This window comes from Pseudoalteromonas sp. NZS127 (assembly GCF_015864805.1).
In the GTDB taxonomy this organism is placed as follows: Bacteria; Pseudomonadota; Gammaproteobacteria; order Enterobacterales; family Alteromonadaceae; genus Pseudoalteromonas; species Pseudoalteromonas nigrifaciens.
Map to the genome: position 1 here is coordinate 1 of NZ_JADYWN010000012.1, position 12,467 is coordinate 12,467.

Consider the following 12,467-nt stretch of genomic DNA (forward strand, 5'->3'; position numbering starts at 1 on the left):
TTTGGACCCACCTGACCCCATGCCGAACTCAGTAGTGAAACGAAACAGCGCCGATGATAGTGTAGCATTTGCTATGTGAAAGTAGGACATTGCCAGGCTCCAAATTGTAGAAAGCCCGAATCTAACGATTCGGGCTTTTTTACGTCTGCAGAAAAGTGAGGGTAGTGCAATTAATGTACACTCAGTTCCTCCTAACACGCAGGTTGGGCAAGCAACGCGACACCCGACACTCAAATCATAAAAATATAACCACTAGCCAATGGGTGTGTCGCATTTGCTACGTGACTCTCTACCGCTGTGGACACAACGACATTACCAGGCTCCAAATTGTAAAAAGCCCGAATCTAACGATTCGGGCTTTTTTACGTCTGCAGAAAAGTGAAGATGGGTGAATAATACACACTCAATATACACTCAAGTCTCCCACGTAGGTCGGGCGAGCAACGCGACACCCGATACTAAAATCATAAAAATATCACCACTGACCAAAGAGTGTGGTGCATTTGCACTGTGATACTAATCACATTAAATTTATGATCTATTTTAATTATGCGATTTTTATGCTGTAATACGAGATAATCAGTTATTCTATTTAGTTTTACTTGTCTACTATTACTGACTTCCCATATACCAGAGACGCGCGATTAAAAACACGCTATTAAGTTATTCGACTATTCCTCGAAATAAAAAATAGAACTATTGTCGCCAAAAAAGCCGCTGTTAGTCGTCGACTCGTTAATAAATGGGTGACTGCATACTTATCTGATGGCCTTGAAGCACTTGACATTAAAAAGCAATCTGGCCGTCTATACAGCCTCACTGAAAAGCAAAAACAGCAGCTTAAAGACTATATCTGTTCGCATGCAGTGAAGGCCGATGGCGGTAGATTAATAGGCGAAGATATTCGTGAATACATTCGCGATACATTTAGTATCCAATACACACTCAACAATGTTTACCTTTTGATGCATGAGCTGAATCTTTCATGGATAACGTCGCGCTCTAAACACCCAAAACGGTCAATTGAAGCACAAGAACACTTTAAAAAAATTCTATTATAATACGATCATCACAATTCCAGGCCACGTAGCACTTGATAGAGTGGATGTGTGGTTTCAAGATGAAGCGCGATTTGGGCAACAAAATACCACCTCAAAGATTTGGGCTAAGAAAGGCTCTAGGCCACGTGTTGTTGGCAGCAACAATTTCTATCCACCCATAATTTTGGCGCAGTATGTCCTGTAACAGGACAAACAGAGGCAATTATAGCTCCTTACTTGAGTAAGGATATAATGTGACAGCACTTGCAACTAATTTCAGATGCGACGCCATGTGGACGGTACGCAGTGGTTATTGTTGATCGCGCAAGCTGGCATATGGGCAATGTTCATGAAGGCATTAAAAATGTGTCGATGATACCATTGCCTCCTTATTCACCAGAGCTTAATCCAGTTGAACAAATATGGGTATGGATGCGAAACAGAGCGCTATCAAATCGGACTTTTTCAAATTATGACGATATTGTAGAGCAAGTAAGTAGAGCGTGAAATATGTTTCGCTCAGATGTTGCTAGTGTGAAACGTATGTGATCTAGAGCATGGATAAACCTGATCACTTAATAAATGCTATTAGGCTATAGCCGTGCATTGTTTGTCGCTATTACTGATAACATGCGCTATGAGACACTGAAAGTATATCACCGCCAAGTATTTGAGTATTTCCAAGGTATTCCACAGCAAGTATGGTATGACAACATGAAAACTGTAGTGATAGAGCGTGATTCTTACGGTGAGGCATCGCTTTAATAAGCACTTTTATCAATTTAGTAAAGAAATGGGGTTCATTCCAAAGCTATGTAAACCCTACCGCCCACAAAAAAAAGCAAAGCAGAGCGAATGGTGCGCTATGTGCGCGATAATTTTTATCAATCATAGGCGACTAAACTATCGGCTCTTGAACTTACTTTGGATGTTGAGACAGCCAATGTTGAAGTCATAGACTGGTTAAATACGATGCTAATCAAAATAAAGCCAGCTGATAGATTAAAAGAAGAGCAAGCGGAGCTTTAACTTGTCGCGTTTTTTATTACAGAATACGAATAACGCACCTGACAGTTCAGATAACTCACCCTCTACCAAAGCTGCTAGCCTATTAATAGACTTTCGAAAATCCACATGGCTTGCACATAAATACACATCAAGTGGGTCAATGAACATCGTCATGCTGATAAGCCTTTAATGATATTAATAATCACATCATAGCTGAGTGTGGCCGGTAGTGTCAGTTGGTCATTATGGGTATAAAAGTAAATCGACGGCTATAGAATGGCGTTTACTTGCGTGACCTGTGCTTCCGAAACTGCACAAATCGGGTTGAGGGATCTGGTGTAAGGCTCTGTTGTCTCTTTTTATATTTATAAAACGAATTGATAGACACTTGATGATGCTGACAAAAATGCTCCTTAGTATCAGAAAGTGAAGGAGGAAGGGCAAGCATATCTTGCTAGCGCTCAGAGATGAGTGAGCTCATAATAACCTCCAACAAATGATTGGAGGTATTTTCAAATACAAAAATAGCTGTTGCTAGTTGTGGTTTGTCAGCCGTTTACGAGTTTATATGGTGTAGAGGTACTCTAAGCCATGATTAGCCTAGTGACAGATCTACTTACTTCTGAATTCATAATGTATGATCTTGTACAATTTATCCTATTTTCATACAGTTTAGGGCTCGAAGGTGGGATGGTTTACTAGTTTACTTCAGTATTCAAGCTTATATTCGTAACGCTGTCGATTTAAGTTCTGTAGGGTGGAATATTAAATGAGCAGGTAAATCAGCGGTCATTACGGGTAATTATCTACCCACTTAGCAAGTTGATGAGATATTAAACTTTTACCTCATATAAAGTTATCAGCATTTCCATTGATGTAGATCATATAAGTTGTATGCAATTTAAGTAAGCTGTCGTTAGTGTTGTGATCGGTTTACAACGTGCATGCAAAATATTTTCGTCAACATCAATAGGAATGACTTATGAAGAATATTACTAGAGTACTGGCAGTTTTAACGCTTTCTTTGTTCTTTTTAGCCGGTTGTGCAAGTCAACTCTATCACAATTATATTATGAGTGGTCAGGTTGTATCAACAAAAGGAAGTGAATTGGTTGTGTGCGTAGCCGATACAACTAATTTGCAAAAAAATACTGTTTTTAGCGTTTATCGTGTTGTTTACGACGAGACTGTAACGGTAGAAGGTGAATCAGGTTACGCTAGAGAGTACATAGGGAAAGTGCGTTTAGGTAATACAAAAGACAAACATTTCGCTAACGCGACTATCTTAAGTGGCAAAATACAGCCCAGTGATATCATTGAATTTACACCCAAATAATGAGCTAACTTACAATAGTGATAAAGTGAATTAAAACAATCAAAAGAGCCGTATCGGCTTGATAGTTATTTAACCAGTGGAGCAAACTATTAGAAGCGTGGTAGCAACGATAAACCCTTAGTAGCTATTCTTTGGGATGCTTTTTATTGTGGCTCGACTGCTTCAGTGTATAGAAAGCAGATACTGCTTAAGTATTTGGGCAGTAGTGTTTAGTAAGGCTCACACAATTAGGCGTGCATTCATATTAGCCTCCTGTTTTCTTGTTCACATTTGAGATAATACAACACTCTTGAAGCCATAAACTTACCTTCTAAAGAATTGCTGCTCTTGTATAAATAATATTAATACCTTGCTTGTTAGTAAAGTGGGCAAATAAGACTTATTAAAATTGTATAAAGCTATTCGATTCAATCATTCTTTTAACATTGTTAATAGCTGTTGTTATTTGATCAATACCAGTAAATAGTTAAAAAAGCCATTGATCTGTGAGCCACTCATAGGTTTATTCTTTGGTAATAAATCATAAATACGGCGATTAACTAAAGATAAAAAGGGTAGACATGAAGGTGAGTGAGTTAGCAAAAACATTTGGCGTTAATAAAGACACAATTCGATATTACACACGGATAGGTTTGTTGCGCCCATTAAAATCAGTAGAAAATGGCTATAAATTTTATACTATAACTGATCAAAATCGCTTCAAGTTCATATTGAGTGCACGTGATTTAGGTTTCTCGATTGAAGATATAAAACAAATATTATCAGAGTCTGACGTGGGTAAAGCACCTTGTCCAACAGTAAGAGTATTAATTGAAAAAAGACTACACGAAACTGAGCAAAGGTTTATAGAAATGACAAAGTTGAGAAATAGAATGCGTGCGGCTATGGTGACATGGAAGAACAGGCCTGATAAGGCGCCCAGTAATAATATTATTTGTCATTTAATTGATAATTATCAGTTACCTGAAAGTGGGAAATAGAAATAGCAGAGTACTTAACTTTCGAAAAAAGAGGGTTTTATGAGTGATACAAACAATGACAGCAAGGCAAGTAAACACTCTTGCTGTCGAAATAAAAGTGTAGCGGCCAGCAATAGTGAAATTAAAGATATCAAAAAAGAGTCGGAAAGAGCAATCGCTGGAAATGATGTGCTGACACAAGAGGTACACCATCTAATTGTTGAAGGTGCAAGTTGTGCTAGCTGCGTAAGTAAAATTGAAAAAGCATTGCGCGGTGTTGATGGTGTACAAACTGCTGAAATGAATTTTGCGCAGCGCAGCGTTATGGTTACTGGAAATGTAAATGATGCCAGTTTGATAAGCGCCATTGAAATTGCTGGGTACAACGCAAAAATTGACGCTAGTGAGTCAGATGAAGAAGCGTTAGACGAGAAAGAAAAGGCCGATTGGCAATATTATAAAAAGCTAATGCGAGACACGGTCATTGCCTTAACACTGGGCGTACCCTTAATGGTCTATGGCCTAATGATTGGCGAAATGACCGTTAATACCACAAGCGAGAGACTCGTATGGTTCACTGTCGGCCTCGCAACCCTTGGCGTTATGTACTTCTCAGGTAAGCATTTTTATGTTGGTGCGTGGAACTCGCTAAAAAACCATTCAGCGAATATGGATACCCTTATTGCATTAGGCACCGGCACCGCTTGGATATATTCAATGGTAGTGGTCTCGGTTCCTGAATTACTCCCGCAAATGGCACGCCATGTCTATTTTGAAGCAACGGCTATGATTATTGGCCTAATCAATCTTGGTTTAGCGCTAGAGGTCAAAGCGCGTGGAAAAACCTCTGACGCGATTAAAAGATTAATTGGCTTGCAAGCCAAAACAGCGAGAGTAATTCGAGATAATAAAGACATCGATATTCCTATAGAAAATGTCTTGCTTAATGATCTAATAAGAGTACGGCCAGGCGAAAAAATATCAGTCGATGGCATTGTAGAAGAAGGTCATACCGCTGTGGATGAATCGATGTTAACGGGCGAACCCATGCCGGTTGAAAAAAGCGATGGTGACAAGGTGGTCGCAGGAACCATCAATAAGTCTGGTTCAATAGTGTTTAAAGCAACGCGTGTTGGTAAAAATACTGCTCTAGCACAGATCATCAATATGGTGAAAAGAGCGCAAAACTCTAAACCACCGATAGGGCGTTTAGCAGATGCTATTTCAGCTTATTTTGTACCGGTAATCATGATTATTGCTGTCTTAAGTGCGCTGGCATGGTTGAACTTTGGACCGTCGCCAGCCTTGGTATTCGCGATTGTTTCGGCAACTACGGTATTAATTATTGCATGCCCTTGCGCGTTGGGTTTAGCAACACCTATGTCGGTAATGGTGGGTGTAGGCAAAGCAGCAGAAGCTGGTGTATTGATTCGTAACGGTGAAGCGCTGCAAACGGCGTCAAAAATAACCACCATGATCCTAGATAAAACCGGCACTATTACTGAGGGTGCACCCAAGGTCACCGACGTACTGTTGGCTGATGGTCAGGCCCGAGACCATATACTAATGCTTGCAGCGAGTATTGAGGCTGGCTCAGAACATCCGCTGGCAATGGCAATTGTCGAAAGTGCTAATGAACAGGGTATTGAGCCTAAAAAAGTAAAGGGATTCTCATCAATAGTCGGAAAAGGTGTAGAGGCTTCACTTGATGAAAATAAACTCTTGTTCGGTAATGAAAAGCTAATGAAAGAGCGAGGTATCAGTATAGATACGTTCGTAGATAAAGCGCAAGCGCTCGCCGAAGAGGCAAAAACACCTATGTATTTTGCGGTTAATAATGAGCTGGCCGCAATTATAGCAGTGGCAGATCCTATAAAAGCAGATTCTATTGAAGCTATCGCTAGGCTTCAAAGAAACGGTATTCGTATTGTGATGCTGACGGGTGATAACCGATTAACCGCGAAGGCTATAGCAGCCCAAGTAGGTATCAGTGAATATTTTGCTGAGGTAATGCCCGAGGATAAAGCCAACAAAGTCGCTCAATTGCAAGAAGAGGGCGAAATAGTCGGCATGACCGGTGATGGTATTAACGATGCACCTGCACTGGCGCTTGCCAATGTAGGCTTTGCAATTGGAACTGGCACAGATGTCGCAATTGAGAGTGCTGATATCACGCTTATGCGAGGTTCGTTACATGGCTTAGCCGATGCTATTGCTGTGAGCAAGGCAACCTTAACGAACATTAAACAGAATCTGTTTGGCGCATTTATATATAACGTTGCGGGCGTGCCCATAGCAGCTGGTGTGTTATATCCATTCTTTGGTTTGTTATTAAATCCAGTTATTGCAGGGGCTGCAATGGCTTTTTCTTCACTAACCGTGGTGACTAACGCAAATCGTCTTCGCTTCTTTAAAGCGAAAGACCATTAGGAGTATCAAATTATGCTGTGGATAAACTTAGTAGGGGTAGCACTTATAGCACTTATTGTATGGTGGTTTTGGATGTACAAATCGTCTGGTGTTGGTATGCAAGATGGTGCAATAGAGGTGTTAGTGAAGGAAGGTGTTTATCAACCATCAAATATAAAAGTACCGGCTAACGAAGAATCGACAATCACTTTTATAAGAACTGATGCATCACCGTGTTCTGAAACTTTACAAATTCCAGATTTAGACATTAATGCGACCTTGGGTTTGAATAAAAGAGTGAATGTAACGATCCCTGCTTCCAAACCCGGACGATACGCATTTCACTGTCAAATGAAGATGTATGTAGGTGAGTTAATTATTGAATAAGTCGAGTGACGTTTATGCACTTACTTATATTTTCACTCGTAAAAAAAGAGCAAAAACGCTCAACATTAACAAAGGGGATAAATTATGGATGGGGTAATTTCATTTTTATTATTTGCAGGCTTTTTTTACTTGATGATGCGGTTTGGCTGCGGATCGCATATGGCTCATGGTCATCACAAAAACGCAACAACAGATAAGACAGAGTCAAATGTCGATCCAGTTTGCAACAAAATAGTTGAACTTGATAAAGGTTATGGAAAGTTGCATGAGGGCACTCTTTACCGGTTTTGCTCTAAAAGCTGTCTTGATGAATTTGACCAAAATCCTGATAAATATTTAACCCAAACAAGCGACAAAGGAGCCTGAACGTGAACCACAAAATATCTTTAATGGCCTTTGGCCACGCAAGCAGTCTATTCATCAGCATTAGTTTTACGCTTTGTGTGGTGTTTGATCTGTTATTTCCGCAACACGCGATGTATGAAGTGTGGTTAAAACTGTTGCCTGGTTTTGAATGGATAAGCTGGCAGAGTTTCTTTTTAGGGCTTGTTGAGAGTTATATGTATGGCTGGTTTATCACGCTTATCTGGGTGCCTCTATATAACTTCTTTGGAAGCAAGGCGAAATAATATGAGCGAACCAATAGCACATTCAGGGATATGGGTACTAGCGGCGATCATGATTGTGCTTGTCTCATGGTATATGTATAAATATTTGGCCCCTTCATCTTGGCATGAATGGGCTGGGGCTGGGGTGGTACAAGCTTTTATTATTGCATTATATGCGGAAATGTATGGATTCCCATTAACTATTTATTTACTTGCGCGTTTTGGTGGTCTCGACCGAACCGGACTCAGTGCCAATCTGTGGTCTTCTTTGATGGGGATGGACGAAACAGGGATGATGATCTCAATGATTTTGGGCTACATCTTGCTTTTCATTGGCATCGGTATCTTTTTTCAAGGTTGGCGTCAAGTACACCGAGCCAGACACGAAAATAAATTAGTGACTGATGGACTTTATGCCCTGGCACGGCATCCACAATACACGGGGTTATTTATTGCATTGTTTGGTGAAGGCGTCGTGCATTGGCCAACACTTTTCTCTGTTGGATTGCTACCGATTATCATCTTTATCTATTACCGACTATCCAAACGGGAAGAATTAGCGGTAATAAAAGAATTTGGTGAGGAATATATCGAATATCAAAAACGAGTACCAATGTTTATTCCTCGCGTATCGCAATGGAAGTCTTTTATCGCTCAATCGAAATAAATACGAAAGTGGAGATTGAAGCGCCATGTCACTAGCCTCAGTCACTATCGATGTACACATTTTATAAAGGAGTAATGCTGCTTCTTTGTAGTTTAACAATTCAACCGATCTAAAGTCATCGTTGGTTTTTACTCTAGCAATGGCTAAAAATTCGATTTGACAGGCGCGTCCTTGAAAGAGACTTGCGCCCATCAATTTAGTTGTGCCAGCGCATCGACATAGTAATAGCAAAGTCGCTGAAATAGGTACTTAAATAATTTATTAGGAGATTTCCATGGCACAAGAACTACAAAAACTGCCGGATATAAAAGTTTCACCTAAAACTATCACTTTGAGCATTATCACCGCGATACTACTTTATATGGGGTACAGCAGTTACTACACAGTGTCTGCCGAATCAGTTGGTGTGTTGCAGCGCTTTGGTCACTACCACAGGATCGTTGACCCAGGACTTCATTGGAAAATTCCGTTTGGTGTAGACACAGTAATACAAGTACCTATCAAGCGTCAGCTGAAAGAAGAGTTTGGTTTTGGAACGCCGGGAGCTACCTTTAAGAGCCAAGTGGCATCAAAGCAACAATGGAATTTAGAAACTACGATTGTCACAGGCGATTTGAATACTGCGCAAGTGGAGTGGGTGATTCAGTTTCGAATTGAGAACGCCTTCGACTTTTTGTTTAAAGTGCGAGACCCAGGTGAAGCACTACGGGATATTTCGGAGTCAGTTATGCGCGAAGTTGTCGGGGATCGCACAGTGGACGAAGTACTAACCGTTGGACGCCAAGAAATAGAAACTAATGCGCAAATTCAAATGCAGGAGGTCGTTAATTTATATGAAATGGGATTACGCATTGACCAAGTGCAACTTAAAAATGTTAATCCACCCGACCCAGTTCAATCATCTTTCGATGAAGTGAATGAGGCTCAACAAGAACGAGAAAGAATGATTAACGTTGCCCATGGGGAATACAACAAAGCCGTGCCACGGGCAAGAGGTAAAGCGGATCAAAATATCCAAGCCGCACAAGGTTATGCTATTCAAAGAGTAAATCAAGCACAAGGAGATGCATCCAAATTTAATGCTTTGCTCACCGAATATGTCAAGGCCACCGAAGTCACCGAACGCCGCTTGTACTTAGAAACGATGGCGGAAGTGCTACCACAGGTTAAACAAAAAATCGTTCTGGATGTGAAAGCTGGAAACGTACTGCCATTGCTTAATCTAAATCGTCAACAAGGAAACCAATAATGAAAAAGATACTGATCACTTTAGCAGTTTCAATATTTCTAGGGAGCATCTTATTGGTTCAATCCCTCTATAAGATCGATGAAACAGAACAAATCATCATCACACAGTTTGGCAAGCCTATTGGCGAAGTCATTTCAGATTCAGGGTTAAAGCTAAAAGTACCGTTTATTCAAACTGTCAATCGAATTGAAAAGCGCATCTTACTTTGGGATGGAGCGGCCAACGATATGCCGACTAAAGATAAGCTCTATATTACTGTCGATACATTCGGGCGATGGAGAATCAAAGATCCATTAAAATATTTTTTACGACTTCGAGATGAACGCAGCGCACTATCGAGGCTGGAAGACATTCTTGGCAGTGAGACACGCAACGCCGTTGCCAAACACGAACTCATAGAAATTATCCGTACTACTAAGGATCGAAAGCCAGCCGTGGATCCTTTATTAGAAAATGCAAACATTAGCACACTGCTTCCAATTACCCGTGGTCGCCGTCAAGTTGAACAGGATATTTATGCGGCAGCATCTAATAAACTCTTGGAATTTGGCATTGAGCTTTTGGATATTCGTTTTAAACGGATCAATTATAACGAAAGTGTTCGCCAGAAAATCTATCAACGCATGATCAGTGAGCGACAACAAATTGCTGAACGTTTTCGTTCTGAAGGGGCAGGTGAAGCCAATAAAATAATTGGAAATATGGAAAAAGATCTGCGGGAAATAGAGTCGGTAGCCTATAAAACAATACAAACAATTCAAGGTGATGCAGACGCAAAGGCAACTGAAATTTATGCTAAAGCATATAACAAGTCCAAAGAATCACGATCACTTTACTACTTCGTAAAAACCCTAAAAACTTACCAAACTATTATTGATAAAAATACCACCCTTGTGCTGACGACCGACAGCGCGCTATACAAACTCCTAAGTGATGGAAAAACGGTTGTCGAAAAATGAATCTCTACCTCATTATATTTTGTGAACCTTTGTTAGAGAAAGTGAAGTGGATAAAACAGAAGCATTTTAATGGAGCATTATATGAATGAGGGGAATTTTTTATGACGGATAAAATACCAGGTCTTTCTATTGCGGCTACCATATCCTCTGGACCTGATTCGATTGAGATACTCAACAGTGAATGTTTTTGCATTAGCCTTGATACCAAAGCGCTAAAACAAGCGTTGGAGTCTGAAATTGGTCAACCTGGCCTATTTGATTTGATTCAGCAGCGTTGCCCTTATTTGTTCGCTACACGCCCTGTATTTGTCTCTCAGGCAAATATGGCACGCATGGAGCAAGTCGTTCATGCTATCGAGTTAGTTGTGGCATTGCCGGCCTATCGCGAAGAAATTTTAGGTGATTCACCGCACATTGCGAGCCATAATCCAGGTGGCGCTAAGGGCGTATTTTTCGGTTACGACTTTCATGTCACTGAAGGCGGCTTTGGACTGATCGAGATTAACACCAATGCGGGTGGAGCCATGCTCAACGCAGTATTGGCAAGGGCGCACCGGGCATGCTGTCCGGCAATAGAAAAAATTGTGTCAGCGCAAAACAAGTCCAACGTCCTTGAAGACGAAATTGTAGCGATGTTCCGTCAAGAGTGGTCTCTATCAGGTCATGAACGAGCGTTGCGTAGCATAGCCATAGTCGATGAGAACCCGACACAACAGTATCTATATCCAGAATTTCTGTTGTTTCAGCAACTGTTTCAAAGACACGGATTAGAGGTCGTGATTGCAGACCCATGTGAGTTCACTTTGCATAAAGGTGTGCTTAAACACGGCAATATGAATATCGACTTGGTATACAACAGACTGACAGATTTTACCCTTAGTGAGCCTGCCAGCGCTACGTTGCGTGAGGCTTATTTGCAAAACACTATAGTGCTCACGCCCAATCCGCAGGCGCACGCCCTGTTTGCGGACAAGCGTAACCTTGTGTTGCTTAGTGATCCAATACGGCTACAGGCATTAGGGGTGCCAAAGGCCACACAAGATATTTTGCTTGCAGCGATCCCCCACACTGAGATTGTGCTAGCCGAGAACGCGGAGCGCCTTTGGCGCAAGCGCCGAGGGCTTTTTTTCAAGCCTTTCGCTGGGTTTGGCGGTCGCGCTGCCTACCGTGGCGACAAGTTAACAAAGCGTGTCTGGAAGGAAATCCTCACAGGTGGTTATATAGCACAAGCTTTGGTGGTACCCGGTAGTCGGGTTGTTTCGGATCACGAACCGGCACAAGTTCTCAAATTCGATTTGCGCAACTACATCTATGACGACAAGGTGCAATGGGTCGCTGCACGCTTGTATCAAGGCCAGACTACAAATTTCCGTACCCTAGGTGGCGGTTTTGCACCGGTCTACGAAGGACCAATTGACCCTGGTGAAATAATTTGTTCAACCTCGTCCGAATCGGACAATGAATTCTTCGATATTGCTGGTCACAGCAATATCGGTTGCCATGAAGCGGTTGTGCAACATGAAACCCGATTGTTTTTAATTGAAGAAAACACAGTAAAGTCACTCGAACATGATTCCTACCTTGCACTCGTTCGCGGCAAGTCTACTGCGCCAGAGTTTGCCGGTCGTCGTTTCATGTTAGTCGACTGGTATTTACGACTTGCATGTGGCCAACCGGAAATCGTTGTTAATGAAACTTGTAGTTGGTTGGTATTCGATGGCGAAGGGAGGCTGGACTTTAACGCAGCTCATGAAATTGATGCTGAAACAGCGCCAACAGAAGCCCATTGTACGCAATTAAAGGAATTGGTGTTTGGTACAATAGCGGTAAGTAACTGCAGATAAA

The 12,467-nt window shown here is 41.4% G+C and carries 14 protein-coding genes and 1 rRNA gene; 14 read left to right on the top strand and 1 reads right to left on the bottom strand.

Annotation, left to right across the window (positions count from 1 at the left end; genetic code table 11):
- From rrf to I6E78_RS11640, 4 genes are all read left to right on the top strand, one after another.
- Positions 1 to 98, top strand: a 5S ribosomal RNA gene (gene rrf / locus I6E78_RS18905); the annotation flags it as partial.
- A 648-nt stretch (positions 99 to 746) separates the two neighbouring features.
- On the top strand, positions 747 to 1,061 hold the full coding sequence (locus I6E78_RS18885) for a helix-turn-helix domain-containing protein (protein ID WP_197182550.1): 315 nt from the start codon (positions 747 to 749) through the stop codon (positions 1,059 to 1,061).
- A 243-nt stretch (positions 1,062 to 1,304) separates the two neighbouring features.
- Entirely contained in the window at positions 1,305 to 1,547 is a 243-nt protein-coding gene (locus tag I6E78_RS11635) for a transposase (protein WP_197182551.1), read from the top strand.
- Positions 1,548 to 1,622: 75 nt separating this feature from the next.
- Positions 1,623 to 1,805 (top strand): transposase, encoded by a 183-nt coding sequence (locus I6E78_RS11640; protein WP_197182552.1) that lies wholly within the window; start codon positions 1,623 to 1,625, stop codon positions 1,803 to 1,805.
- Positions 1,806 to 2,042: 237 nt separating this feature from the next.
- Here I6E78_RS11640 and tnpB read toward each other — a convergent pair whose 3' ends face one another.
- Complete coding sequence (gene tnpB / locus I6E78_RS18910; protein ID WP_197182553.1) at positions 2,043 to 2,222, bottom strand: IS66 family insertion sequence element accessory protein TnpB; 180 nt, start codon at positions 2,220 to 2,222, stop codon at positions 2,043 to 2,045.
- An 808-nt stretch (positions 2,223 to 3,030) separates the two neighbouring features.
- Between tnpB and I6E78_RS11650 the strand changes: the two genes are divergently transcribed.
- From I6E78_RS11650 to I6E78_RS11695, 10 genes are all read left to right on the top strand, one after another.
- The gene (locus I6E78_RS11650; protein ID WP_197182554.1) at positions 3,031 to 3,384 is read left to right on the top strand and encodes a hypothetical protein; all 354 of its coding nucleotides are present in this window, start codon (positions 3,031 to 3,033) and stop codon (positions 3,382 to 3,384) included.
- Positions 3,385 to 3,944: 560 nt separating this feature from the next.
- Positions 3,945 to 4,364, top strand: coding sequence for a MerR family transcriptional regulator (locus I6E78_RS11655; protein WP_197182555.1), 420 nt, complete (start codon positions 3,945 to 3,947; stop codon positions 4,362 to 4,364).
- Between the two features lie 39 nt (positions 4,365 to 4,403).
- Positions 4,404 to 6,773 carry a heavy metal translocating P-type ATPase gene (locus I6E78_RS11660; RefSeq protein WP_197182556.1) on the top strand — a complete coding sequence of 790 codons (2,370 nt, stop codon included), beginning with the start codon at positions 4,404 to 4,406 and terminating at the stop codon, positions 6,771 to 6,773.
- 12 nt (positions 6,774 to 6,785) lie between these two features.
- The gene (locus I6E78_RS11665) at positions 6,786 to 7,139 is read left to right on the top strand and encodes a cupredoxin domain-containing protein (RefSeq protein ID WP_197182557.1); all 354 of its coding nucleotides are present in this window, start codon (positions 6,786 to 6,788) and stop codon (positions 7,137 to 7,139) included.
- Between the two features lie 84 nt (positions 7,140 to 7,223).
- Entirely contained in the window at positions 7,224 to 7,505 is a 282-nt protein-coding gene (locus I6E78_RS11670) for a YHS domain-containing protein (RefSeq protein WP_197182558.1), read from the top strand.
- Positions 7,506 to 7,507: 2 nt separating this feature from the next.
- A complete protein-coding gene (locus I6E78_RS11675) occupies positions 7,508 to 7,768 on the top strand; it encodes a DUF5676 family membrane protein (protein WP_197182621.1) in 261 nt (86 codons plus the stop codon).
- A gap of 1 nt (position 7,769) precedes the next feature.
- Positions 7,770 to 8,414, top strand: a complete 645-nt coding sequence (locus I6E78_RS11680) for a methyltransferase family protein (protein ID WP_197182559.1) — start codon at positions 7,770 to 7,772, stop codon at positions 8,412 to 8,414.
- A 274-nt stretch (positions 8,415 to 8,688) separates the two neighbouring features.
- Positions 8,689 to 9,663 (top strand): FtsH protease activity modulator HflK, encoded by a 975-nt coding sequence (gene hflK, locus I6E78_RS11685; RefSeq protein ID WP_197182560.1) that lies wholly within the window; start codon positions 8,689 to 8,691, stop codon positions 9,661 to 9,663.
- Entirely contained in the window at positions 9,663 to 10,622 is a 960-nt protein-coding gene (hflC, locus tag I6E78_RS11690) for a protease modulator HflC (protein WP_197182561.1), read from the top strand. Before hflK ends, hflC begins: the two co-directional genes overlap by 1 nt.
- 101 nt (positions 10,623 to 10,723) lie before the next feature.
- The gene (locus I6E78_RS11695) at positions 10,724 to 12,466 is read left to right on the top strand and encodes a hypothetical protein (protein WP_197182562.1); all 1,743 of its coding nucleotides are present in this window, start codon (positions 10,724 to 10,726) and stop codon (positions 12,464 to 12,466) included.
- The last annotated feature ends 1 nt before the right edge of the window (position 12,467 follow it).